This window comes from Micromonospora sp. R311 (assembly GCF_056780015.1).
In genome coordinates this window covers 55,325-77,558 of the sequence record NZ_JBSWCE010000011.1, presented here as the reverse complement: position 1 = coordinate 77,558, position 22,234 = coordinate 55,325, and the positions used below count along the sequence as shown (strand labels likewise).

At 73.3% G+C, this 22,234-nt stretch carries 25 protein-coding genes and 3 tRNA genes; 15 read left to right on the top strand and 13 right to left on the bottom strand.

What is annotated here, in order from left to right:
- Positions 1-438: a VOC family protein gene (locus tag AC1WTP_RS11815; protein WP_481649266.1), complete on the top strand. Its 438-nt coding sequence runs from the start codon at positions 1-3 to the stop codon at positions 436-438.
- Between the two features lie 73 nt (positions 439-511).
- Here the strand turns inward: AC1WTP_RS11815 and AC1WTP_RS11810 are convergent, their stop codons facing one another.
- Entirely contained in the window at positions 512-1,048 is a 537-nt protein-coding gene (locus AC1WTP_RS11810; protein WP_481649265.1) for an N-acetyltransferase family protein, read from the bottom strand.
- A gap of 129 nt (positions 1,049-1,177) precedes the next feature.
- Positions 1,178-1,261 (bottom strand) — tRNA-Leu (locus AC1WTP_RS11805).
- A gap of 76 nt (positions 1,262-1,337) precedes the next feature.
- On the opposite strand from AC1WTP_RS11805, the gene AC1WTP_RS11800 reads away from it, so the two are divergent.
- Complete coding sequence (locus AC1WTP_RS11800; RefSeq protein WP_481649264.1) at positions 1,338-1,658, top strand: hypothetical protein; 321 nt, start codon at positions 1,338-1,340, stop codon at positions 1,656-1,658.
- A 538-nt stretch (positions 1,659-2,196) separates the two neighbouring features.
- On the opposite strand, the gene bcp is transcribed toward AC1WTP_RS11800, so the two are convergent.
- Positions 2,197-2,673, bottom strand: coding sequence for a thioredoxin-dependent thiol peroxidase (gene bcp / locus AC1WTP_RS11795; protein WP_481649263.1), 477 nt, complete (start codon positions 2,671-2,673; stop codon positions 2,197-2,199).
- A 236-nt stretch (positions 2,674-2,909) separates the two neighbouring features.
- Between bcp and AC1WTP_RS11790 the strand changes: the two genes are divergently transcribed.
- Genes AC1WTP_RS11790 through AC1WTP_RS11775 form a run of 4 tightly spaced genes read left to right on the top strand, consistent with a single transcriptional unit; the run spans position 2,910 to position 5,561 of the window.
- Positions 2,910-3,626: an energy-coupling factor ABC transporter permease gene (locus AC1WTP_RS11790; protein ID WP_481649262.1), complete on the top strand. Its 717-nt coding sequence runs from the start codon at positions 2,910-2,912 to the stop codon at positions 3,624-3,626.
- A complete protein-coding gene (locus tag AC1WTP_RS11785; protein ID WP_481649261.1) occupies positions 3,623-4,015 on the top strand; it encodes a PDGLE domain-containing protein in 393 nt (130 codons plus the stop codon). The genes AC1WTP_RS11790 and AC1WTP_RS11785 overlap by 4 nt, the downstream gene beginning before the upstream one ends.
- A gap of 14 nt (positions 4,016-4,029) precedes the next feature.
- Positions 4,030-4,800 carry a cobalt ECF transporter T component CbiQ gene (gene cbiQ / locus AC1WTP_RS11780; protein ID WP_481649260.1) on the top strand — a complete coding sequence of 257 codons (771 nt, stop codon included), beginning with the start codon at positions 4,030-4,032 and terminating at the stop codon, positions 4,798-4,800.
- On the top strand, positions 4,797-5,561 hold the full coding sequence (locus AC1WTP_RS11775) for an energy-coupling factor ABC transporter ATP-binding protein (protein WP_481649259.1): 765 nt from the start codon (positions 4,797-4,799) through the stop codon (positions 5,559-5,561). The genes cbiQ and AC1WTP_RS11775 overlap by 4 nt, the downstream gene beginning before the upstream one ends.
- 62 nt (positions 5,562-5,623) lie before the next feature.
- Here AC1WTP_RS11775 and AC1WTP_RS11770 read toward each other — a convergent pair whose 3' ends face one another.
- From AC1WTP_RS11770 to AC1WTP_RS11755, 4 genes are read right to left on the bottom strand one after another with little or no spacing between them, the layout of a single operon-like run.
- The gene (locus AC1WTP_RS11770; protein WP_481649258.1) at positions 5,624-6,703 is read right to left on the bottom strand and encodes a hypothetical protein; all 1,080 of its coding nucleotides are present in this window, start codon (positions 6,701-6,703) and stop codon (positions 5,624-5,626) included.
- Complete coding sequence (locus AC1WTP_RS11765; protein WP_481649257.1) at positions 6,700-7,416, bottom strand: DsbA family protein; 717 nt, start codon at positions 7,414-7,416, stop codon at positions 6,700-6,702. The genes AC1WTP_RS11770 and AC1WTP_RS11765 overlap by 4 nt, the downstream gene beginning before the upstream one ends.
- Positions 7,409-7,933, bottom strand: a complete 525-nt coding sequence (locus AC1WTP_RS11760; RefSeq protein WP_481649256.1) for a MauE/DoxX family redox-associated membrane protein — start codon at positions 7,931-7,933, stop codon at positions 7,409-7,411. Before AC1WTP_RS11760 ends, AC1WTP_RS11765 begins: the two co-directional genes overlap by 8 nt.
- A gap of 31 nt (positions 7,934-7,964) precedes the next feature.
- The gene (locus tag AC1WTP_RS11755; protein WP_481649255.1) at positions 7,965-8,555 is read right to left on the bottom strand and encodes a sigma-70 family RNA polymerase sigma factor; all 591 of its coding nucleotides are present in this window, start codon (positions 8,553-8,555) and stop codon (positions 7,965-7,967) included.
- Between the two features lie 107 nt (positions 8,556-8,662).
- Between AC1WTP_RS11755 and AC1WTP_RS11750 the strand changes: the two genes are divergently transcribed.
- The 4 genes from AC1WTP_RS11750 (at position 8,663) to AC1WTP_RS11735 (ending at position 12,947) form a co-directional block, all read left to right on the top strand.
- On the top strand, positions 8,663-9,304 hold the full coding sequence (locus AC1WTP_RS11750; RefSeq protein ID WP_481649254.1) for a zf-HC2 domain-containing protein: 642 nt from the start codon (positions 8,663-8,665) through the stop codon (positions 9,302-9,304).
- A gap of 35 nt (positions 9,305-9,339) precedes the next feature.
- Positions 9,340-11,004 carry a copper resistance CopC/CopD family protein gene (locus AC1WTP_RS11745; protein ID WP_481649253.1) on the top strand — a complete coding sequence of 555 codons (1,665 nt, stop codon included), beginning with the start codon at positions 9,340-9,342 and terminating at the stop codon, positions 11,002-11,004.
- A gap of 14 nt (positions 11,005-11,018) precedes the next feature.
- The gene (locus tag AC1WTP_RS11740; protein WP_481649252.1) at positions 11,019-11,759 is read left to right on the top strand and encodes a YcnI family copper-binding membrane protein; all 741 of its coding nucleotides are present in this window, start codon (positions 11,019-11,021) and stop codon (positions 11,757-11,759) included.
- 141 nt (positions 11,760-11,900) lie between these two features.
- Positions 11,901-12,947, top strand: coding sequence for a hypothetical protein (locus tag AC1WTP_RS11735; RefSeq protein WP_481649251.1), 1,047 nt, complete (start codon positions 11,901-11,903; stop codon positions 12,945-12,947).
- 128 nt (positions 12,948-13,075) lie between these two features.
- Here the strand turns inward: AC1WTP_RS11735 and AC1WTP_RS11730 are convergent, their stop codons facing one another.
- Positions 13,076-14,371, bottom strand: coding sequence for a glycosyltransferase 87 family protein (locus AC1WTP_RS11730; protein ID WP_481649250.1), 1,296 nt, complete (start codon positions 14,369-14,371; stop codon positions 13,076-13,078).
- Positions 14,372-14,890: 519 nt separating this feature from the next.
- Between AC1WTP_RS11730 and orn the strand changes: the two genes are divergently transcribed.
- A complete protein-coding gene (gene orn / locus AC1WTP_RS11725; RefSeq protein WP_481649249.1) occupies positions 14,891-15,481 on the top strand; it encodes an oligoribonuclease in 591 nt (196 codons plus the stop codon).
- Between the two features lie 105 nt (positions 15,482-15,586).
- Positions 15,587-15,659: transfer RNA gene (locus AC1WTP_RS11720), tRNA-His, on the top strand.
- Positions 15,660-15,730: 71 nt separating this feature from the next.
- On the opposite strand, the gene AC1WTP_RS11715 is transcribed toward AC1WTP_RS11720, so the two are convergent.
- Positions 15,731-17,020: a L,D-transpeptidase gene (locus AC1WTP_RS11715; protein ID WP_481649248.1), complete on the bottom strand. Its 1,290-nt coding sequence runs from the start codon at positions 17,018-17,020 to the stop codon at positions 15,731-15,733.
- A gap of 170 nt (positions 17,021-17,190) precedes the next feature.
- Positions 17,191-18,453 carry a L,D-transpeptidase gene (locus tag AC1WTP_RS11710; protein ID WP_481649247.1) on the bottom strand — a complete coding sequence of 421 codons (1,263 nt, stop codon included), beginning with the start codon at positions 18,451-18,453 and terminating at the stop codon, positions 17,191-17,193.
- Positions 18,454-18,639: 186 nt separating this feature from the next.
- On the opposite strand from AC1WTP_RS11710, the gene AC1WTP_RS11705 reads away from it, so the two are divergent.
- Positions 18,640-18,715, top strand: a tRNA-Lys gene (locus AC1WTP_RS11705).
- Between the two features lie 292 nt (positions 18,716-19,007).
- The gene (locus AC1WTP_RS11700; protein WP_481649246.1) at positions 19,008-19,607 is read left to right on the top strand and encodes a hypothetical protein; all 600 of its coding nucleotides are present in this window, start codon (positions 19,008-19,010) and stop codon (positions 19,605-19,607) included.
- 313 nt (positions 19,608-19,920) lie between these two features.
- Here the strand turns inward: AC1WTP_RS11700 and AC1WTP_RS11695 are convergent, their stop codons facing one another.
- Complete coding sequence (locus AC1WTP_RS11695; RefSeq protein WP_481649245.1) at positions 19,921-20,445, bottom strand: hypothetical protein; 525 nt, start codon at positions 20,443-20,445, stop codon at positions 19,921-19,923.
- On the opposite strand from AC1WTP_RS11695, the gene AC1WTP_RS11690 reads away from it, so the two are divergent.
- On the top strand, positions 20,435-21,163 hold the full coding sequence (locus tag AC1WTP_RS11690) for an AI-2E family transporter (protein WP_481649244.1): 729 nt from the start codon (positions 20,435-20,437) through the stop codon (positions 21,161-21,163). The two genes, AC1WTP_RS11695 and AC1WTP_RS11690, sit on opposite strands and share 11 nt — an antisense overlap.
- Before the next feature lie 283 nt (positions 21,164-21,446).
- Here AC1WTP_RS11690 and AC1WTP_RS11685 read toward each other — a convergent pair whose 3' ends face one another.
- Both AC1WTP_RS11685 and AC1WTP_RS11680 read right to left on the bottom strand, forming a co-directional pair.
- On the bottom strand, positions 21,447-21,935 hold the full coding sequence (locus tag AC1WTP_RS11685) for a DUF1028 domain-containing protein (RefSeq protein WP_481649361.1): 489 nt from the start codon (positions 21,933-21,935) through the stop codon (positions 21,447-21,449).
- Positions 21,935-22,186, bottom strand: a complete 252-nt coding sequence (locus AC1WTP_RS11680) for a hypothetical protein (protein WP_481649243.1) — start codon at positions 22,184-22,186, stop codon at positions 21,935-21,937. Before AC1WTP_RS11680 ends, AC1WTP_RS11685 begins: the two co-directional genes overlap by 1 nt.
- Positions 22,187-22,234 lie beyond the last annotated feature (48 nt).

Below are 22,234 nucleotides of genomic sequence, written 5' to 3'. Positions count from 1 at the left end.
ATGGCCCGCGACGTACAGATCACTTTCGACTGCGCCGACCCGGCCGGGTTGGCGGCCTTCTGGGCCGAGGCCCTCGGCTACCGGCTGCAGGACCCGCCCGGCGGCTTCGAGTCGTGGGAGCGGGCTCTGGAGGCGATGGGCGTGCCGCCCGAGAGCCGCAACGACGCCTCGGCGCTGGTCGACCCCGAGGGCTCCGGGCCGCGGCTGTTCTTCCAGCGGGTGCCCGAGCCCAAGCAGGCCAAGAACCGCGTGCACCTCGATGTGCGAGCCGCCCCCGGGCTCGCGGGCGACGCGCGGATGGCGGCCCTGGAGGCGGAGGCCGACCGGCTCGCCAACCATGGCGCCACCCGGCTCAGCCGCCACGAGCCCGCTCCGCCGCTCGCCGCCGGTCACATCGTGATGGCCGACCCCGAGGGCAACGAGTTCTGCCTCGACTGATCAGGCCGCACGGCCGGGCCGTCGCCCATCGGCGCGGTCCGGCCGCTCGCGGCCACCCCCTACCCGCCCCTGGTCAGGCGGCGGCGCTCCGATCAACCAGGTCCAGCCACATCAGGATCTCGTCGCGGTCGTCGCCGGGGGCGACGCGCAGCGCGCCGGGCAGCCGCCCGATCTCCCGGTAGCCGAGCCCCCGGTAGAACCGGTCCAGGCCGAGGCCGTCGCGCAGCGTCACGTGCAGCGCCTCCCAGCCCAGCTCGCGGCCGAGCCGCTCGGCCTCGCGCATCAGCGCGGCACCGTATCCGCGGCCCTGGGTGCCAGGGTGCACCATCACCCGCTTCAGCACGCACCAGTGCGACTTCAGGTCGAACCGGTTGTCGCTGAAGATCAGCACGGCGACCAGTCGCTCGCCCGCGTACCCGGCCAGCAGCCGGTCCGGGCCGTCGACGATGCCGGCGAACGCCGGGTCGGCGGCGGCGCGGACCTCGGTCGCGGTCACCGGCGCCACGAAACCGACCGCACCGCCGGCGTTGCTGACGTCGACCCAGAGCGCGACGACCCGCTCGCGCAGCTCGGGGGTCAGCTCGGGGTCGAGGACGAAACGCAGACTCACGCCCGCCATCCTGGCCCGGCCGGTGCGCCGGTCGCCCGCGATCGTGACGCTCCCGACAGCACCGGCGCACGGCGTGGCCGGCGGGGATGTCGAGACTGCGACAGCCCCGCGGCCCGCAACCACCATCGGTGCGGAAGAGGGGACTTGAACCCCTACGCCCTCACGGACACAGGTTCCTAAGACCTGCGCGTCTGCCGATTCCGCCACTCCCGCCTGCGTCCGAGAGTCTAGAGCGTCTGGCCGCGACGGTGTTGAGGCCTTCCTCTCGAAGGATGTTCGAGATCGTTCCGTGACTGACGCGGCATCCGCCCGGCAGCTCGCGAAGCAGACGCGCCAGCGGCTTCGGCCCGAGTTCCGGGTGCGCCAGCGCTTGGCTGAGCACCAGTCCCCGCTTGACGGACGGCGACTGGACAGCGGGTCGCGGCGCGATCAGTCCGGCCTCGCGCAGGCGCCCACGCGCCTGGTACAGATGGGCGCGGGAGCAGCCGAGGTCGCGGGCGGCTGTGGTGATCGTCAGCTGCCCCGCGTCCACGCGCTCGAAGAGTTCGACAAGATGCTGGTCTGCCAGGCCCGTGCGGGAGCCGGAACGGGTTCGCCGCCGAGCGGCTGATCCAGGGGTGGCCTCGACCGGTGGGCTCCCAGCCTGAACCCGTCGGTTGCGCCCGGCGTAGGTCGCGGTCTGGCAGTGGCAGTTCGGGCAGAGGATGCGCAGGTTCGGCGGGCGGTTGTCGAGAAAGTCGCCGTTGACGTGGTCGACGTGCAGGACGAGCGGCCGGCCCCGCCACCTCGGCCCGATGCCGCACTCCTCGCACTCTTCCGGCACGCCGATGGTGCCGAGGGCCCACTTCAGCCGGGTGCCGGGAGTGCGGCGGGATCCCTCGGGCAGGCGTACCAGCAGCTGCCCGGAGGTGGTGCGCCGCTCACCCCGGCGGCCGCGGTGGTGGGCGCTGCCGGTGAAGTGGGAGGTGTCGATGCCGAAGCGCTTGAGTTGGCGGCTGATGTGTGCGTGCGAGCCACCGCTGACCCGTACGCCGAGCAGCCGCATCACCTCGGTGACACTGCGCGCGACCGCCGCCGCGGCGGCCAGCGCCTCGGGACTGTACTTGTACCGGACCACGTACGCACGGTAGTGGCCCAATACGACAGCCTCAGTCCAGGCCGAGTTCCCGGCGCAGCTTGGCGACGTGCCCGGTGGCCTTGACGTTGTAGAGCGCGCGTTCGATCTTCCCGTCCGCGTCGATCACGAAGGTGGAGCGGATCACGCCGGTCACCGTACGCCCGTACATCTGCTTCTCGCCGTAGGCGCCGTACGCGGTGAGCACGCCCTTGTCGGTGTCGGAGACCAGCGGGAAGGTGATCGCGTCGCGCTCGCGGAACTTCGCCAACTTCTCCGGCTTGTCCGGGGAGATGCCGACCACCTCGTATCCGGCCGCCTGGAGCGAGGCGAGCGAGTCGCGGAAGTCGCAGGCCTGCTTGGTGCAGCCGGGCGTCATGGCTGCCGGGTAGGCGTACAGCACGACCTTGCGTCCGCGCAGGTCGGCCAGGGAGAGGGTGTCCCCGGTGTCGGTGGGGAGGCTGAACTCGGGCGCGGGGTCGCCGGGAGAGAGTCGCTCGGGCGCGGTCATGGCAGAGACCCTACCGCCGTCCGGCGCGACCGGGCCGGGGGCGGCGCGCCGGGCGTGGACGGGCCGACCGACCCCAGCGCTCCCGCCGGCCGACCGGCCCCGGCGACCGACCCGTGCCGGCGACCGGCGATCGTGATCAAGACCATGGCTTGTTGCAAGGTATTGGCAACAGCGATGCGTGGGAAATAGGCTGAGCCCGCCGGCGTGGAGAGGCCCGCCGTCGCGTGGGAGGTCGCGTGGAAACCCTGGCGATGCACATCTCGAACGGGATCATCGACGGTCCCGTCGCCGCGGTGTTCGCGGCGACAGCGCTGGCCGCGATGACGCTCTGCGTCCTGCGCGGCCGGCGCGACCTGGACGACCGGCTGGCCCCGATGGCGGGCCTCGTCGCCGCCTTCATCTTCGCCGTGCAGATGCTCAACTTCCCGATCTTCACCGCCGGCGTCAGCGGCCACCTGCTCGGCGGGGCGCTCGCCGCGATGCTGGTCGGCCCGTGGGTCGGCGCGCTCTGCGTGGCGGTGGTGCTGGTCGTGCAGGCGCTGGTCTTCGGTGACGGCGGCGTGGCCATGCTCGGGCTCAACATCACCAACATGGCGGTCCTCGGCACCGCCGCGGCGTACCTGCTGATCGCGCTGCTGCTGCGGGTGCTGCCCCGCACCCCGGGCGGTCTCGGCGTGACCGCCTTCGTCTCCGCGCTGGTCAGCGTGGTGGTCGCGTCGATGGGCTTCGTGTTCCAGTACTGGCTCGGCGGCACCACCGACCTGGGCGGCAACCTGGGCGGCCTGGCCGGCACGATGGCCGGCGTGCACCTGCTGATCGGCATCGGCGAGGGCCTGATCACCGCGACCACGGTGGTCACCGTCGCCAAGGTGCGACCCGATCTCGTCTACGCGCTGCGCGGGCTGCGGCCCGCGACCGCGCCCGCCGTTGCGGCCGTCGGAGGTGTCCGGTGAGGAAGCGTTCCTGGGGATTCGTCGTCGGCGGGCTGCTGGTGGCCCTGCTGCTCGCCGGGGTGGTGAGCAACTTCGCCTCGTCGCACCCGGACGGCCTGGACTCGTCGCTGCGCGAAGGCTGCACGTTCGACGCCGAGGACAACATCACCGGCGGCAGCTGCCCGGCGCAGCGGGAGCAGGAGCACGAGGTCGGCGGCCCGCTGGCCGACTACGGCATCGCCGGCGTGGACAACGAGTTCCTCTCCACCGGCCTGTCCGGGGTGGTCGGCGTGCTGCTCACCTTCGCCGTGGCCGGCGGCGCGTTCTGGCTGGTCCGTCGCCGGGGCCCGGAGGCCGCCGACGAGGCCGGGGCCGCCGACGAGCGGCAGCGCGCCGGCACCGCCGGCTGAGCGGGGGTACGTCGATGGGCGCCGGGCACGCGCACGTGCTGTACCGGGAGTCCGGCTCCCCGGTGCACCGGCTGCCACCCGAGGTCAAGATCGCGGCGATGGTGGTCTTCACCCTCGCCGTGGTGGCCACCCCGCGCGCGGCGTTCTGGGCGTTCGGCGCGTACGCCCTGCTGGTCGCCGGGGTGGCCGCGCTGGCCCGGGTGGGCCCGGGCTGGCTGCTGCGCCGGGCGCTGATCGAGCTGCCGTTCGTGCTGTTCGCGGTCGCGCTGCCGTTCCTCGGCGCCGGCGAGCGGGTCGACCTGCTCGGCCTGCGGCTGTCCGAGGACGGCCTGTACGGGGCGTGGAACATCCTCGCCAAGGGCACCCTGGGCGTGCTCGCCTCGCTGCTGCTGGCCGCGACCACCACCACCCGGGACCTGATCGTCGGCCTGGACCGGCTGCGCTGCCCGCAGATCCTCACCCAGATCGCCACGTTCATGCTGCGCTACCTGGACGTGCTGGTCGGCGAGGCCCGCCGGATGCGGGTGGCCCGGGTGTCCCGCGGAGACGACCCGCGTTTCCTGTGGCAGCTGCGCGGCTTCGCCGCCGGTGTCGGGGCGCTCTTCCTCCGCGCGTTCGAGCGTGGCGAGCGGGTCTACCTGGCGATGCTGTCGCGGGGCTACTCCGGGCGGATGCCGGCGGTGTGGCAGGGCGCGGGGGCGGCGACGGCCGGGCAGTGGCTGGTCGGGGCCACGGTGCCGGTCCTCGCGGCCGGCGTCGCCGCCGCCGCCGTCGTGCTGTCATGATCGGTCTCGTGCAGCCGACACCTCCCAGCCTGGACGTCCGTGGCGTCCGGTACGCGTACCCGGACGGGCACGTGGCCCTGCACGGGGTCGACCTGACCGTGCCGCGCGGCGAGCGGGTGGCGCTGCTCGGGCCGAACGGCGCCGGCAAGACCACCCTGGTGCTGCACCTCAACGGCATCCTCACCCCGACCCAGGGCAGCGTGAGCGTCGGCGGGCTGGCGGTGAGCCAGGACCGGGCCACCCTGGCCGAGGTGCGTCGGCGGGTGGGGATCGTCTTCCAGGACCCGGACGACCAGCTCTTCCTGCCCACGGTGGCGGAGGACGTGGCGTTCGGCCCGGCCAACCTGGGGCTGCGCGGGGCGGAGCTGGCCGCCCGGGTGGACGGGGCGCTGGCCGCGGTGGGGATGGCCGAGCACCGGGACCGGGCGCCGCACCACCTCTCCTTCGGGCAGCGCCGCCGGGTGGCGGTGGCCACCGTGCTCGCCATGCACCCGGAGATCCTGGTGCTCGACGAGCCCTCGTCGAACCTCGACCCGGCCGCCCGGCGGGAGCTGGCCGAGATCCTCCGCGGCCTGCCGGTGACCCTGCTGATGGTCACCCACGACCTGCCGTACGCGCTGGAACTCTGCGAGCGCTCGGTGATCCTGGACGCCGGCCGGATCGTCGCCGACGCTCCCACCCGCGACCTCCTGGCGGACTCCGACCTCCTGGCCCGCCACCGCCTCGAACTCCCCTACGGCTTCACGCCCACCCCGCGCTAGCGCCCGCGATCTTGCACTTGGCGCCTCGACCAGGGCGGATGTAACCCCGAATCAGGGAAACGTCAGGGGTGGGGCGCGGGTGTGGGGGTGCGGGTGGTGGTGTGCAGGCGGAGGGCGCCGGCCGCGGTGGCGCCGGCGCCGGTGACGAGGACGACCGCGATCAGCAGCCGGGCCGACGTCGCGGGCCAGGGAACGGGGGCGACCGCGCGGGCGAAGACCGCCGCGTTGGCCACCCCGGCGAAGAGCGCCAGGCAGGCGCCGGCCAGCGCCAGCGCGAAGTCGGCGGCCGGCCGGCGGGCCAGCGCGTAGCTCCCGGCGGCGATCGCGCCGAGCCCGGTGAGCAGCGCCCACACCTGCCCGGCCAGCAGCCCGGTGAGCACCCCGCCGACGCCCCGGGCGCCGGCGTCGAGTTCCCGACCCACCGTGAACACGACGGCGGCCAGCCCGCCGGCGACCAGCAGCGCGCCGAGCCCGGCCAGCGCCCGCCCGCCCGGCGCGGACCCGGCCGGCAGCAGCCCGAGCGCGCCCACCGCGAGCAGCCCGACCGTGGCGACCACCCACCAGATGTACGCATCCGGCGGCGGCACCCAGTCGAGCGTGCCGCGGATCTCCACCGGCTCGGTGCCGTCGCGCAGCGGCACCACCCAGTCCCGCACCCGGTGCTCCCGGTCGGGGGCCGCCCGCACCTGCGGCGGCGGGGCGGACTCCCGCCAGAGCGCCCGCTGGTCGTGCCAGCGCACCGTCGACGAGTCGTCGACCCGCCGCCAGTCCGGTGCGGCGGCGGGATCCGCCTCGGCCGGCAGCCTCGTGTCGCCGGCGATGGTCCGGTTCAGGTACGTCGCGGGGGAGCGGAGATTCTCGTACACCCCGTCCGGGCCGATCCGCAGATACGGCTCGCCGGAGTAGCCGAGCACCTGCACGGCGCGGTCGCCGGTGTTGGTCAGCTCCAGCCGCGCGCCCGCCTCCACCACCCGTACGCTCAGCCCCGGCCGGGCCGGGGTGACCGCGGTGACCTCGGTGCGGTAGTCGGTGCCGTCGGGGGCGTCCGCGCCGTGCGCGGCGGCCGGCGCGGCGGTGGCGAGTGTGGCGGTGAGCGCCGCGGCGAGCACCAGCCCGGCGCGGGCCAGCAGGTCCCGGATCACCGGCCCGCCGCCTCCACCGCCGCCTTGATCCCCTCCGGGCTGCGGTCGGCCAACGGCTCGCCGTCGACCAGGATGGTCGGGGTGCCGGTGACGTTGGCCTTGCTGGCCTCCTCGGTCACGTGCTCGGTCCACGGCTTGAAGGTGCCCTCGCGCACGCAGGAGCTGAAGCCGTCCCGGTCCAGTCCGACGCCAACCCCGATGTCGATCAGTTCGTCGTCGCTGAGCCCGGCGCCGCCCTCCGGCGGCTGCCGCTCGAACAGCGCCTTGGCGTACTCCCGGTACCGGCCGCCCTCCGCCGCGCAGCCGGAGGCCGCCGAGGAGCGGGTCGAGTACCCGGTGGTGGAGAAGCGGTTGAGGTAGGCCACCGGGTGGTAGACGACCCGGACCTTGCCCTCGCTGATCAGCTGGTCGATGGTCGGGCCGCTGACCTGCTCGAACTGCTTGCAGGCCGGGCAGAGGAAGTCCTCGTAGATGTCCATGGTGACCGGCCCGGAGCCGGCGACGATCCCGGTGCCGGCCTCGTTCGAGCCGGTCGGCGCGGTGAAGTCGTCGGAGCGCTGGCTGGCGTAGACGCTCCAGCCGATCAGGCCGGCGACCACCAGCACGACCACGGCGGCGATCGACACCCAGAGCGTCCGCCTGCGGCGCTGCTCCCGGGCGAGCTGTTCGCGGACCACCCGGGCCGAACCCTTCTGCCCCTTGCGACTACTCATCCTCGTCCTCCACGGGTGCGTCCCCGGTCAGCCAACCGTCCACCGAGACGGGCGTGCGGGGCCAGATCAGCAGGAATCCGGCCAGCGCCAGGAATCCCAGGTCCCGGAGGATCTCCGGGAGGTAGCTCGGGGCCTGCCCCGCCTGGAGCTGGCCGCCGCTGCCGAAACAGCCGCAGTCGATGGCCAGCCCCCGGCTCCAGGCCGAGGCGATCCCGGCGATGAAGACCACCAGCAGCGCCGCGGAGACCCCGGCGGCGAGCCGGGTGGCCAGGCCGAGCAGCAGCAGTACGCCCAGCGCCAGCTCCACGAAGGGCAGCGCGGCGCCGACCACGGTCGCCACGTCGTACGGCAGGAGTTGGTAGGCGTGCACGGCGCGGCCGGAGGCGGCCAGGTCGTCGACCTTGGAGCCGCCGGCGAGCAGCCAGACGGCGGCCAGGCCGAGCCGGGCGGCGATGCCGAGCCAGGGCCGGACGGCGGGCCAGCGGGCGGCCCCGGTGCTCGGTGCGGTCACGGTCATTGGTCGTCCCGGCTGCGGTGGAAGTTCCCGGTCATCCGGCGAGGGCGTCGCCGACCGCCTCGACCAGGTCGGCGCGGGCCCGGGCCACCCGGGAGCGGATGGTGCCCACCGGCACCCCCTCCACGGCGGCGGCCTCGGCGTACGACAGGCCGAGCAGCTGGGTCAGCACGAACGCCCCGCGCCGCTCGGCGGGCAGCCGGCGGACCAGGTCGGCGGCGCCGAGGTGACCGGCCGGGTCGGGGTGCGGCCGGTCGGTCCAGGCGTGCGCGGCCAGCCGTTCGTCGAGCCGCCGCCGGCGCACCACGGCGCGCAGGTGGTCGGCGCAGGCCCGGCGGGCGATACCGAGCAGCCAGGTCCGGGCACTGGAGCGGCCCTCGAACGCCGGCAGACCCCGGAACGCCCGCAGGTACGTCTCCTGGGTCAGGTCGTCCGCGCTGTCCGGGTCGACCAGGGCGGCGGCGAAGCGCCACACCTCGGCCTGGGTGAGCCGGACGAAGGCGGCCTGGGCGACCGGATCGCCGTCGCGGGCGGCCAGCGCCCACCCGGTCGCCGACTCCCGCGCGGCGGCGCCGGCCGGGTCGGCCGGACCGGCGGCGGTGGCGTCGCGCGGGGCGGGGATCACGACAGACCAGGTTACGCGGCGCCGTGGTACGGGGGAGGGCACTTCGGCTCTTCCATGTCCTGCGCCACGTCGGGAACTTTTCCCGGACCGGGGCCGACTACCCGCTCATGACATGCGACGACGTACGCGCGGCGCTGTCGGCGCGGCTGGACGGCGAGGATCCGCAGATGGCGCCGGCGGCGCTGGACGCGCACACCGACGGCTGCCCGGGCTGCCGGGAATGGCTCGCCCGGGCCGAGCAGGTGACCCGGCTGGTGCGGGTGCAGGCGGTGGCCGTACCGGACCTGACCGCCTCGGTGCTGGCGGCGGTGGCCGCCGACCCGCTGGCCGCCCGGCGGACGGCGGCGGCGGTGCGTGCCCGCCGGCAGATGCTGCGGGTGGCGGTCGGGGTGGCCGCGGTCGCCCAACTGGCCGTCGCGCTGCCGATCCTGCTCGCCGGGCTCGGCGTGTCCGTGGACCCGCACACCAGCCGGGAGATGGCCTCTTTCGACGTGGCGCTCGCGGTCGGTTTCGCGCTGGCCGCCTGGCGGCCCGAGCGGGCCCGGGCGTTCGTGCCGGTGGCGCTGGTGCTGGCGGTCTGCCTGGCCGGCACCAGCGCGGTGGACATCGCCAACTCCACCACCGCCCTGGTGCACGAGGTGGGCCACCTGGCCGCCGTGGTCCAGGCCGGGCTGCTCTGGGCGCTCGGGCGGGCCAGCGGCGAGCCGGACCGGCCGCTGTCGACGGCGGTCGCGGCGGGCCGCGGGTGACGCCGGGTCGCCGCCAGGGGCCGTCGTCGGCGAGCATGGCCGGCATGACTGCCGCCACCCGCCGTTGGTTCGCCCGGCTGACCGCCCTCGCCGGCCTGCTGGTCACCGTCGTCGCCCTGCTGATCGCCCCGGCCACCCCCGCCAGCGCCCACGCGGTGCTGGTCAGCAGCAGCCCGGTCTCCTCGGCCGTGGTGCCGAGCGCCCCGGCCGAGGTGGTGCTGACCTTCAGCGAGTCGGTACGCAAGGTGCCCGGCAAGATCCGGGTCATCGCCCCGGACGGCGACCGGGCCGACCGGGGCGAGCCGACCTTCGAGGGCGCCGTGGTGACCATCCCGGTCGACCCGGCCGCCGGGCGCGGCACCTACCTGGTCAGCTTCCGGGTGATCTCCGCCGACAGCCACCCGGTCTCCGGCGCGTTCACCTACTCGGTCGGCTCGCCCTCGGCGCCGCCGGTCGACCCGGGCGACGACAACCGGGCCGACCCGGTGGTCGGCACCGCCGTCAAGGTCGCCAAGTACGTCGGCTACGCCGGCCTGCTGCTGCTCGTCGGCCCGGCGCTGGTGCTCGCCGCGCTCTGGCCGCGGCGGCTGTCCCGGCGCGGCCCGGCCCGGCTGGCCTGGCTCGGGCTCGGCCTGGTGGCGCTCTCCACCGTGGCGAGCCTGCTGCTCCAGGTGCCGTACACCGCCGGCGGCGGGCTGTTCGACGTGACCGGCGAAGGGCTCAGCTCGGTGCTGGGCAGCACGTTCGGCGCCGCGCACCTGGTCCGGCTGGGCCTGCTGGCCGCGGCGGCGTTCCTGCTCCGCCCGCTGTTCGCCGGCCCGGTCGGCCGGGCCGACCTGGTCATCCTCGGCGTCCTCGGCGCGGCCGCGTTGCTCACCTGGCCGGTGGCCGGGCACCCGGCGGCCTCGCCCGCGCCGGCGGTCTCGGTGGTTGTCGACGCGGTGCACCTGGGCAGCATGGCGGTCTGGCTGGGCGGGCTGGTGATGCTCGCCGGGTTCCTGCTGCCCCGGGCCGACGAGCGGGAGCTGGGTGCCATCCTGCCGATCTGGTCGCGCTGGGCGGCGCTGGCCGTCTCCGCGCTGCTGCTCGCCGGCACCGTCCAGGCGCTGATCGAGGTGGCCACCCCGAGCGCCCTGGTCGACACCACCTACGGGCGGCTGGTGCTGGCCAAGGTCGGGCTCTTCGCGCTGGTGATCGCGGTGGCCGCGTACTCCCGGCAGCTGGTCCGCCGGCGGATCGGGCCGGAGCGGCCCGGGCAGGTGCGCCGGGCCGTCTGGGTGGAGCTGGCGATCGCCGCCGTGGTGCTCGGCGTGACCGCGACCCTGGTGCAGATCACCCCGGCCCGCACCGCCGTCACCGACACGGCCGGCACCAGCGCCGGCTACTTCTCGACCACGGTGTCCAGCCCGCTCTTCTCCCTCCAGGTTGAGATCGACCCGGCCGAGCGGGGCAACAACTCGGTGCACTTCTACGCGTACACGACGGACAACCGGCCGCAGCCGGTGGTCGAGTGGAAGGCCACCGCCGCGCTGCCGTCGGCCGGGATCGAACCGATCGAGATCCCGCTGCTGCCGCTGACCGACAACCACGCCACCGGCGAGATCAACCTGCCGGCGGCGGGGGAGTGGCAGCTGCGCGTCACCGCCCGTACGTCCGACATCGACCAGGCCACGGTGACCGCCACCGTGCCGATCCGTTAGAGAGGTACCCGTTCATGATCCGTCACCGGCGTTCCCTGACCGCCGCCGCGGCGTTGGCGCTCGGCGCCGTCGCCACGGCCGTTTTCGGCTTCGCGGCGCCCGCGTCGGCCCACGTCACGGTCAACCCGAAGGAGGCGACCCAGGGCGGCTACGGCCGGTTCGCGTTCCGGGTGCCGAACGAGAGCGACACGGCGTCGACCACCAAGGTGGAGGTGGTGCTGCCGGAGAACGCGCCGGTCGGCTCGGTGTCGACGATGCCGGTGCCGGGCTGGACGGTGGCGGTAGAGAAGCGCAAGGTCGACCCGCCGGTGGAGGTGCACGGCAGCCAGCTCAGCGAGGTGGTCTCCAAGCTGACCTGGACGGCCACCGCGGACGCGGCGGTCAAGCCCGGCCAGTTCCAGGAGTTCCCGGTCTCGATGGGGCCGCTGCCGCAGGTGGACCGGATGGTCTTCAAGGCGCTGCAGACCTACTCCGACGGCACCGTGGTGCGCTGGATCGAGGAGCCGACCCCCGGCGCCGAGGAGCCGGAGAGCCCGGCGCCGGTGCTCACCCTCACCGCCGCCAGCCCGTCGGCCGGCCCGACCGCCGGGGCCGCCGCGGCGCCGGTGGACGACGACGATGACGACGAGGCCGAGGGCGACGACGCGGTGGCCGTCGGCCTCGGCATCGCCGGCCTGGTCGCCGGCGCCGGCGGCCTGGTGCTCGGCGGGCTGGCCTTCGCGCGTACCCGGCGGGAGCCGGCGCCGAAGTCCTGAGTCGTGAGTCGACGTGTCGGCCCGCCGGTGATCCGGCGGGCCGGCGCCTTTTCCCGATCCTCGACCGTGGATATCCGCTGATCAGGTGGCCGACGTCGGTAAGGTCGGCCGGGTACCTGGCTACGGAGGGGGACGGAGCGGATGCGGGTCGTGCGGGCGCTGGCCGGAACGCTGCTGCTGATCATCGGGATTCCGACGCTGCTCGCCGGTGGCGCGCTCTGGATGCTGGCCCGGCACGCCGAACCCGACGGCGCGTTCGCCGCCCGGTTCGAGACGGTGCAGACGGCCGGGCACGCCGTGGTGGTCCGCGACGTCGACGCGCTGCTGCACACGGAGGCGCCGTTCGCGCGGGTCGGTTCGGCCCGGCTCCGGCTGGAGGCGCGCACCGCCGGCGGCCCGGCCTTCGTCGGCCTGGCCCCCACCGACGAGGTGCGGCGCTGGCTCGACCCGGTCCCGCACGCCACCGTCCGCCGGGTGGCGCTGGCCCGGGGCCCGCTGCCGGTCCGGCTGGAGCAGGCCGGACCCGTCGCGCCCGCGCCGGCCGCCGGGTCCGCGCCGGCCGCGGCCACCGACCCGGTCGGCCGCCCCTTCTGGGTACGCGAGGGCATCGGTGCGCTGGAGTGGAGCCCGCGGGAACTGGCCGGCCAGCGGCTGAGCCTGGTGGTGATGCACCCCGACGGCCGGCCCGACCTGGCCCTGCAGCTGCGCGCCGAGCTGCGCTCCGGCTGGGCCGCCCCGGCCACCGCCGGCCTGCTGGCGGGCGGGGTGCTGCTGGTGACGCTGGCCCTGCTGCTCCTGCTGCGCCAGGTCCGGCCCCGGGAGGTGGTCTTCGTGGTCGAGCCGGACCAGGTGCCGGTGCTGGCCGGGCGTCTCGGGGTGAGTTCGCTGAGCGGGCTGGGCGCCCAACCGACCCGGGACACCGACCGGTCCCTGGTCGGTGGGCGGCAACTGGCGGCGGTGGGCGCTTCCGGCGCGCCCCGGCCGGCCATCGGGCCGGTGCCCGCCCGCCGGCCGGCCAGCCTGGCCGACCTGACCGGGCCGGATCCGGCGGAGACGCCCCGCCCGCCCGGGGTGACCCTGACGCTGGCCTGGCCGCCCAACGGACCGGAGGAGACGGCCCGGCCGGTCCCGGTGGACGGCCGGCTCCGCCCCGCCGCTGCGACGGACGACCCCGCCGCCGCGACCTGACCACCCCGCCCGGTGCGGAACGGCGACGGCCCTCCGCGCTGCCGACGCGGAGGGCCGTCTTCACCGGGGGATCGGTGCTACCCGAGAGTCGTCTGAGGTAGTTGAGACCAGATTAGCGGTGAAGGGTGCTACTCGGGAAGTCCGTCCATTTGATGCGGCTTTTCTCGACCCTGCGGTGACTTCTCCCGGGCCGGCCGGGACCGGGCCGGCAGCGTGACCAGCAGCAGCAGGCTGAGCAGCACGTACGTGTTGCGCACCAGGAACTCCACGGGCGAGTCGGTGCGGGCGGGGGCGACGCCCCAGTCGTAGAAGGTCACCACTCCGTACACGATGAGGGCGGCGGTGCCGACGGCGAGCGCCGCGAACAGCTTCCGGCGGCGGGTCCCGGCCACGGTGGACGGGTCGGCGCGCAGCGCCGCGTCCGCCAGCACCACCACCGCCGGGATGAACCAGTAGATGTGGTGCGTCCAGGTGATCGGGCTGACCAGCGCACCGACCAGGCCGGTCAGGGTCAGTCCGGCGAGCGCGTCCCCGGCGCGGGCCGCCCGCACCGCCCGCCACAGCCCGTACCCGGCGACGACCGCGACCAGCAGCAACCAGATCGGCCGGGCGGGCTGCTCCGGGGCGGTGATCCGGCTCAGCAACCCGAACAGCGACTGGTTGCCGGTGTAGTCGGTGCGGCCGACCCGGTCGGTGGCCCAGAGTTCGTGGGTCCAGAACCGCCACGAGTCCCGCGGGGCCACGGCCGCGGCGAGCAGGGTCGCGGCTGCCGCGGTCGCGCTCGCCACCACCGCCGCCCGCCACCGCCGGGTCGCCAGCAGGTAGACGATGAAGATGCCGGGGAAGAGCTTGAGCGCCGTCGCCAGCCCGACCCCCACCCCCGCCCAGCGTCGCGCCTGCGGTACGGCGAAGAGCAGGTCGGCCAGGACCAGCACGACCAGCAGCATGTTGATCTGACCGAAGGTGATCGTCTCGCGGGTGCTCTCCACCGCGAGCACCAGCAGCACCGCCGCCACGAGGGTGAACAGTCGGGGCAGGTGGTGCCGGTCGATCACGGGCGTGACCAGCCACCGGGTGGTGACCACCACGGCGAGCCCGGTGAGCACCGTGAAGATCGCCACGGTGGCGCCCAGCGGCAGCGCCGCGAACGGCAGCAGCAGCAGGGCGCTGAACGGCGGATAGGTGAAGTAGAGCTCACCCTGCACCCGGTCCGGCTGGACGTAGTCGTAGAGCGGGTTGCCGGCCGCCCACCACTCCATCGCCCGCATGTAGATCTTCAGGTCGAAGAAGTCGTGCACCAGGCCCGGCAGGTAGAGCGCCGGCAGCACGGCGGCCAGCGCCAGCACGGCGAGGAGCCGACGAACCGTACGGCCACCGGTGTCGTCGTCGGTGACGGCGGGCGGCGCGACAGATTCGGCTGGCACGCAGAAACCCTAGTGCGGTGTCCACTGACATTCACCAGGTGTCCGGTGGGCGTGTTGTGGATCCTCGCCGTGCAGGGTGAGCGACTCCCCACCGGGTGGTGGGACGGGCCTGCGCAGGCCAACTGATCCCCGCGCCGTGCCGGGCGGGCGGCGGGGGTCACGTCGGGACCGGCCGGCGCCGGGCCGGTGCCGGCCAGCTCGACGGTGCGTGACCACCTCCGGCGGCACGACGGCTGTCCGGGCGGCGGGTCCGCCGCCCGGGATGCGGGTGGCGACGCCGGGCGGCCGCGACCAGGTCGCGGTGTCCGGAAAATGCGCAGTGCGGGCAGGACAGGGTCCGCCCACGAGGTTTCGGCACCCCGCCGTTGGCAGGCGGGGCAGGTCGAGGGCGTGCCGCGTTCGTCGACCAACCGAACGGTGATGCCGGCGAGAGCGGCCCCGTCGGCGAGAACGGCGCTCGCGGTCCGCTCCGCCGGGAGCGCGCAGCCGCGGGTCGTGGGCGGCGCGTAGGCTGTCCCGGTGGCTGATCTTCTCGTCTGGATCGACTGTGAGATGACCGGATTGGACCTCGGCAGGGACAAGCTGATCGAGGTCGCCGCGCTCGTCACCGACCCCGACCTCAACGTGCTCGGCGACGGTGTCGACGTGGTGATCCACGCCGACGAGGCGGCGCTGGAGGCGATGCCGGAGATCGTCGCGACGATGCACGGCAAGTCGGGGCTGACCGAGGAGGTCCGCCGCTCCGCGGTGACCCTGGCCGAGGCCGAGGACATGGTCCTCGACTACGTCACCCGCCACGTCAAGGAACCGCGTACCGCCCCGCTGTGCGGCAACTCGATCGCCACCGACCGTGGCTTCATCACCCGGGACATGCCGCGTCTCGACGCCCACCTGCACTACCGGATGATCGACGTCTCCTCGATCAAGGAACTCTGCCGGCGCTGGTACCCCCGGGTGTACTTCGGGCAGCCGCAGAAGGGCCTCGCGCACCGGGCGCTGGCCGACATCCGGGAGAGCATCCGGGAGCTGGAGTACTACCGGCGCACCATCTTCGTCCCGCTGCCCGGCCCGGACGTGGAGAGCGCCAAGGCGATCGCCGCCGAGCTCTGAACCGGGCCGCCCGCCCTCGGTCGGAACCCGCTGGACGCGGCGGGCCGGGGTGAGGCTATGATTGGTCCGCACCCGCCCGGGGCGATCGACCGGGTGGACGGCATGGTGGCTGTAGCTCAGTTGGCAGAGCACCGGGTTGTGGTCCCGGTTGTCGTGGGTTCAATTCCCATCAGTCACCCGGTGAACGGAAGCCCCCTCCGCAGAGGGGGCTTCCGTCGTTTCCGGCTCGGGCCGTCCGGGGCGCCGGCCTCAGGCCGTGGGGCCGGCGCTCGGCGTGAGGTCCGGATCCGCCGACGCGTCCGGGTCGGGCTCGGCGGAGGGCTCGTACGGCAGGGCGCTGCCCTGCACGTACTGGTCCCAGCTCATGTTCCAGTCCGTCCAGCCGTTGCCGTTCTGCAGTCTCCGCTCGGTGCCCTTGACGGTGATCGGGTCACCGATCCGGGTGTTGGCGAACAGCCACGCCCCGTTGGCCATCGACACGTTCACGCAGCCGTGCGAGACGTTCACCCGGCCCTGCTGCCCCTCCGACCAGGGCGCGGCGTGGATGAACTCGCCACCCCAGGTGAGCCGCTGGGCGTAGTCGATCTTCGTCCGGTAGCCCTCCTCGGGGCCGAGCTCCTCGAAGGTGTCGAAGACCGTCTTGCGGAGCTTCTCGATCACCACCATGGTGCCGCTGGACGACGGGGTGCTCTTCTTGCCGAGGCTGACCGGGATGGTCTTGACCACCGCGCCGTTCTTCCGGACGGTCATCCGCTTGGTCCTGTTGTCCACCGTCATGATCAGCGAGGGGCCGATCTTGATGTCGACGGTCAGGTCGGCGCGGCCGTACCAGCCGTCGCCCATCGGCAGGCCGCCGGCCTGGACCCGGTAGGAGACGGTGCTGCCGGCCTTCCAGAACTCCTTGGGCCGGTAGCGGATCTCGGTCGGGCTGACCCAGTGCCAGATGCCCTCCTGCGCCGGGGTGGATGTCACCGTCATCCGGCGCTGGACGTCGTCGCGGTAGTCCTCCGGTACGGCCCGGCTGAACTTGACGATCAGTGGCATGCCCACGCCGACCACCTGGCCGTCGCCGAGGAAGCTGCTCACCCGGACCTGCTTGTCCGGCTTCTCCATGGTGGTGAAGGTGCTGGTCGCGGTGGCCGGCCGCCCGTCGTCGCCGGTGGCGGTGACGGTGGCGGTGTAGGTCTCGCCGTACTCCAGCGCCCCGGCCGGCAGCCAGCTCTTGCCGTCCGCGGCGAGCTCGCCCTCGACGGCCTTGCCGGTCGAGTCCTTGAGTTCGACGGTGGTTTCCTCGGCGTCCTTCGTGGTGAAGGTGATGCCGGTGGAGGCGGGCACGTCCTTGGCGTCGGCCTGCGGTTCGGTGATGGTGGCGGCGGCCTTCGGCGCGGCGCTCTGGCTGCCGGCCTGCCACCCCGACGGCTTGTCGCCGCCACCGCCGGTGCAGCCCGCGGTCAGCGCGAGCGCCGCGGCGAGCACGGCCGCCGCTAGCCCGCGGCGTCGCCCACCGTGGCGCTTCAGCTGGTCCTGGACAGCTCGCATGATTCCCTCACAGTCGTGGTCCCCGGTTGCCCATCGTCTCTCAACTGACGCACGGGGAGGGATACCCGTTGCCGGGGGTGCCCTGAAACACCCTGACCATCATGCCCGAAATTGGAAAATTCCGACATTCGATACGACCACTTCCAGTCCCGACCGGTCGCGGGCGGCGTTCAGAGCGCCGGCCCGGCGCCGCCGTCGGGCACCGGCAGGGCGCTGCCCTTGACGAACTCCGACCAGCTGAGGCTCCATGCCGTCCACCCGTTGCCGGGCGCCAGCCGCCGCTCGGTGCCCTTGATGGTGATCGGGTCACCGATCTTGGTCTTGCCGAACAGCCACCGGGCGTTGGTCATGGACACGTTGACGCAGCCGTGCGAGACGTTCTGCCGACCCTGCACGTGCTCCGACCAGGGTGCGGCGTGGATGTACTCGCCGCCCCACGTGAGCCGCTGCGCGAAGTCGATCTCGGTGACGTAGCGGTTCGCCGGGTCGGGATCGTCGCGGGTGTCGAAGACGGTCGACTCCTTCTTCTCCATCACCACCATGGTGCCGCTGGAGGAGGGGGTCTTCCGCTTGCCGAGGCTGACCGGCAGGGTGCGGACCAGGTTGCCGTCCTCGTACACCCGCATCTGCTTGTCGGCGTTGTCGACCTTCATCTCGAACGCCCGGCCGATCTTGGCGGTGGCCTTGCGGTCGACGTTGCCGTAGCGCCCGTTGCTCAGCGGGATCCCGGCCAGCGCGATCCGGACGGTGAGCGTGGTGCCCGGCTTCCAGTACTCCGGCGCCCGGTAGTAGGCCTGGGTGCCGTTGTCGACCCAGTGCCACGCGCCCGGCTGCGGCGGGTCGGTGCGGACGAACATCCGCTTCTGCACCGCGGCCCGGTCCTTCTTCGGGATGCCCGGGTGGAACTCGACGACCACCGGCATCGCCACGCCGTACGTCTTGTCGTCGAAGAGGTAGAGCCCGGAGCTGATCATCGACCTGGGCTTGGTCATCGTGGTGAACGTGCTGGTGCCCTGGCTGGTCTGGCCGTCGGCCCCGGTCGCGGTGACGGTGGCGGTGTACTGGGTGCCCCACTTCAGCGGGGCCGAGGGCACCCAGGACGAGCCGTCGGTGCGCAGCCGGCCCTCCACCTGCTTGCCGTCCGCGGTGGTCAGCGTGACGCCGGACACCTTGCCGCCGTCGGGCAGCCGGGCGCTGATCTCCGAGCTGACCGGCCGGTTCTTCGCTCCGTCGGCCGGGCTGAGAGCCAGCGCCGGGCCGGTCGGGGCCGCCGGCGGCGCCGACGGGTCGGTCGAGGAGCCCGCGGTCGCGCTCGGCGCCGCGCCGTTGACGAACTCGGCCTTCTTCGGGTCGTCGCCGCAGCCCGTCAGAGCCAGCGACGCCACCAGGCTCAGGGCACCCACCATCGCCCCGGCCCGCGCGAACCTGCCCATCCCCACCTCTGTTCTCGCGTACCTGGCGGACATCGTGCCGCATGGGCGCCGATCCGCTGGTCCCGGCGACCCTGCGCCGGGGGTGTTTGTCGCTTTCGCGGCTTAAGCTCGACCGAAGGGTGGAGCCGGGGATCGGATTGGAACCCGTCTCGGGGGCCGTGCTAATGTTCTCCCCGTTGCCAGCGAGCGCCGCTAGCTCAACTGGCAGAGCAGCGGACTCTTAATCCGCGGGTTCGGGGTTCGAGTCCCTGGCGGCGCACCAGCAATCAAGGCCCTGACCTGGCGTTTCACGCTGGGTCGGGGCCTTTTACGTGTCCCCGCCGGTGGCCGGGTGCTCGCTGGGTGCTCGGGAGCGGTTGGACGGCTCCGGCAAGCCATGGACGCGGTGTCGTGACCGTGGACACAAGCTACCCAACCTGTGGGGTGGCGCGCGACCGGCAGCCGGGGTGCTGGCCGAGGCGTGGCTCCGGCCATGGGGTTCCCCATGGCCGATCTTGGCTTCGGCCCTTTCTTGGGCGCGGCGTCCTGTGGATTCATGCGGGAAGATCTATGCCGTGGATGTCCCTGAGCTTCTTCGTCGAGCTGCCTGTCACGTGCCCGGGGTCGCGACGGGTGAGGCCGGCACGACGGTGGCCGATGCGAACGAGTACCTCGACCATGATGAGTGGGAAGTCGCGCTGGACATCCTCGTGGAACTTGGCGACGCGTATAGCTCCGAGATCGCCTTCTGGGATCTGCTCGCGGAGGCTGCCCGGATGATGTGGCTTTCCCGGACCGAGCGATGGTGTCACTGGCGTCGCTTTGAATCTGTTCACGGGGTGGTTCGCGCCGACCTTCAGCTTGTCGATCCGGGCGTCGCCGGCGGCAGGCGGATTCCCATTCCCGGCGAGGGGCGCCTCCGTCCGCTGTGGGACATCGGCGATGTGACGGCGGCGGGCGACCCCGACCTGTACGTCGCGCGGCTCTGGGTCGAGGCGCGGCCGGATCTCCAGCCCGGCGGGAGAGCGGTGGTCCGCCTGGCTCCGCTGAGCCCGCAACGGTGGCGACGTCTGGTGCCCGGCGATGTGATTACGATGCACGAACAGAGGCCAGTGGCCGGGATCGCGACCATCGTAGAGTCAGTGTTCCCCGTTGACGATGATCACACGGCGTGACGGAGGGTGACGGCGGGCAGGTTCGGCATGTCTCGGGGCACCTTGCGGGCGAGAGCAATCGCGGTGCCGGCGTCGCCCAGGGCCAGCGCGATGGTCGAACGCGGCGTCGGACACCTCAAAGCCCTCCATCAAAGCGGGGGAACTCACCTGTTTCCGGTCGCTGTTCGGGATATAACTGAGCCTGCCGGTCGGTCCCGTCAATCGCCTATCGGGTGGCTTCGGTGTCAACACGAATGGGGTCAGCCTGATAGGAGAGTCCAGGGAGGGGATCGACGCCGGAACCTGGCTGGTGGCCATCATCGCCGTCGTGCTGTCACTGGTCCCGCTGGCGCTGTCGAGCCGGAACGCGCCGCAGCCCGGGATGGACCCTCGCGGCGTCGGCGCCGCCCACGGTTCCTGAACGTCTGGGCCGGGGAGCCCGGAAATGTCGAAGGCCCGAGCGCGACCCCAGCCCGGGAGTCCGTGGGAAGCGCTGCCCTGGATGCTCCGTGTCGCGGCGCTGTACGGGCTGTGCCTGATGGTGCTGGCCGCCGTCGCCTACCTGATCGGCCAACTCCTGCTCGCCGTGGCCCCGTTGTCCCTGGCCGTGGCCGTCACGTTGCTGCTCGCCGCGCTGCTCAGCCCGGTCAGCGGGCTTCTGCGGCGGCTCCGGGTACCGGACACCCTGGCCGCGCTCGGTGGCGTGCTCACTCTGCTGGGTATGCTCACGCTCGCCGGCGTCCTGGTGACGAACCAGATCGCCAACCAATTCGACGACCTCGGCGACACGCTGTCGAATGGCCTGGGCGAGATCCGTCAGGCGATCGTCACCGGTCCACTGCCGATCGGTGAGGCGCAACTCGATTTCCGCCGTCGAGGCGTTGCAGCAGCGCCTCGCCGAGGCCTCCGCGGATGTCGATCCCGCCGCCACCGCGTCCACCACCCTGGAGGCGGTGGGCGCGGCGCTGCTGGCTCTCGTCCTGCTCTTCTTCCTCCTCCGGGACGGGTCCCGAATGTGGGGTTGGCTGCTGCGACTGTTCCCCGACCGGCTGCGCCACACGGTCGACGAGGCCGGGCGGGCAGGCTGGTGGGCCGTCAGCCGCTACATCGGCGGCCAGGTGTTGGTGGCGGCGGTCGACGCCATCGGCATTGGCATTGCTCTGGTGGTGATCGGTGTGCCGCTCGTCCTCCCGCTGGCGCTGCTGACCTTCCTCGGCGGGTTCGTGCCGATCGTCGGCGCCACCGTCGCCGGCGCCGCCGCCGTCCTCGTCGCCCTCGTCGCCAACGGCCCCACCGACGCCCTGCTCGTCCTCGCTGCCGTCATCGCCGTTCAACAACTCGAAGGCAACCTGCTGGAGCCACTGATCGTCGGCCGGGCCCTGAAACTGCACCCCGCCCCGGTACTCCTCGCCGTCACCGCCGGCACGCTGACCGCGGGTATCGCCGGAGCCGTCATCGCGGTGCCGATCCTGGCCGTACTTCACCGCGCCGGCACCGTCCTGTTGCGGCATCGGGCCGAACAGCGGGATGCTCCCGGACCGGTGCCGGAGGAGGATCCGCCACCAGTCCAGCCGTGATCACTCCCCGATTCGCGCCGGGCGTGCGGAGCATTCCCCCTGTTCGTTAGACGCCCCCCGCCGATCAGCCGAGCGTCTGCCGGGCCGCCTCGCCCATCGGGTTGTCCGGGGTGAGCAGCTGCTGGAATCGGCAGCAACTGCTCCTGAAAGCGCCGTAGAGCCAGCGCAGCCGCGTGCCGGGTGCGCAGCGTCATCGACCAGTAGATCCCAGAGCGGACACGGCTGATCACGGATCACCGTGACGGTCCCCCGACCATGCACTCTGTCGGTCACCGCCGCTCTCCTAACCGGCCTCGATGGCCAGCACGAGCCGCTCCGCCAGGTCGAGTTCACGGCTGTTCTCAAACACCCCGAGGACCTCCGCCAGGGTCTCCGGGCCCACCAGACGGTTACCCTGCACCGCGCGGCGCGGTGCGGTGCCCGGCCCAGTCCGGCGTACGGGAGCCGATGAAGGCGTGTGACGGTCGACCATGCCGACCTGCCGCACTTCCCGACCCGGTTCCGGGCCAGCAGCTCGGTCAGGACGTCCTGCGGGAAGCGGCCCTCGGCGAGCAGCACCTACCGGGCGCCGCGGGTGAGGCCGAAGCCGGGCAGGTCGACGGCGACCATGTGGGCGGACGACCGCAGCGCCCTTTGCAACCAGGAAGAGGTACCGGTGCGACAGACCCTGGCCGTGGACACAGACGACGGTGGGGCGATCCGGTGGGCTGGCCAGTGCGGCGTGTACCCGCGTGCCGGCCGCCGGGATGACCTCCGGGTCGTCCCAGAGCATCATCGGTGCAGTAGCCGGGCGACGAGCGATCCGGCCGCCGGTCGGTGTTGCCTGCGCTGCCGGGCGACCAGCAACGCGGCCGACGGGAGGCCGGCAGCGACCGTCTTCCGTTGGGCGCTGCGGCGCCGGCTGTTCCACCCGCCCTCGACCCGGCGGTCCCGGTTCTCGGGCGAGGGTTCGTGCAGGTTGTCGCCGAAGGTAGGGAAGGGACGTTCCCGGGACAGGTGCGTCTTGTCCACCTGCACGGCCATCCTCCGCTGCGTGAGCCCCAGGGAGTCTTCGCCTGAAGGAAGATCATG

Bases quoted from the DNA above. Each gene is read 5' to 3' on its own strand.
- AC1WTP_RS11815 (WP_481649266.1), top strand. From the start codon at position 1: ATGGCCCGCGACGTACAGATCACTTTCGACTGCGCCGACCCGGCCGGG.
- bcp (WP_481649263.1), bottom strand. From the start codon at position 2,673: ATGACCGCGCCCGAGCGACTCTCTCCCGGCGACCCCGCGCCCGAGTTC.
- cbiQ (WP_481649260.1), top strand. From the start codon at position 4,030: ATGGGCGCCGGGCACGCGCACGTGCTGTACCGGGAGTCCGGCTCCCCG.
- AC1WTP_RS11775 (WP_481649259.1), top strand. From the start codon at position 4,797: ATGATCGGTCTCGTGCAGCCGACACCTCCCAGCCTGGACGTCCGTGGC.
- AC1WTP_RS11765 (WP_481649257.1), bottom strand. From the start codon at position 7,416: ATGAGTAGTCGCAAGGGGCAGAAGGGTTCGGCCCGGGTGGTCCGCGAA.
- AC1WTP_RS11760 (WP_481649256.1), bottom strand. From the start codon at position 7,933: ATGACCGTGACCGCACCGAGCACCGGGGCCGCCCGCTGGCCCGCCGTC.
- AC1WTP_RS11750 (WP_481649254.1), top strand. From the start codon at position 8,663: ATGACATGCGACGACGTACGCGCGGCGCTGTCGGCGCGGCTGGACGGC.
- AC1WTP_RS11745 (WP_481649253.1), top strand. From the start codon at position 9,340: ATGGCCGGCATGACTGCCGCCACCCGCCGTTGGTTCGCCCGGCTGACC.
- AC1WTP_RS11740 (WP_481649252.1), top strand. From the start codon at position 11,019: ATGATCCGTCACCGGCGTTCCCTGACCGCCGCCGCGGCGTTGGCGCTC.
- AC1WTP_RS11735 (WP_481649251.1), top strand. From the start codon at position 11,901: ATGCGGGTCGTGCGGGCGCTGGCCGGAACGCTGCTGCTGATCATCGGG.
- AC1WTP_RS11715 (WP_481649248.1), bottom strand. From the start codon at position 17,020: ATGCGAGCTGTCCAGGACCAGCTGAAGCGCCACGGTGGGCGACGCCGC.
- AC1WTP_RS11710 (WP_481649247.1), bottom strand. From the start codon at position 18,453: ATGGGCAGGTTCGCGCGGGCCGGGGCGATGGTGGGTGCCCTGAGCCTG.
- AC1WTP_RS11685 (WP_481649361.1), bottom strand. From the start codon at position 21,935: ATGCTCTGGGACGACCCGGAGGTCATCCCGGCGGCCGGCACGCGGGTA.
- AC1WTP_RS11680 (WP_481649243.1), bottom strand. From the start codon at position 22,186: ATGGCCGTGCAGGTGGACAAGACGCACCTGTCCCGGGAACGTCCCTTC.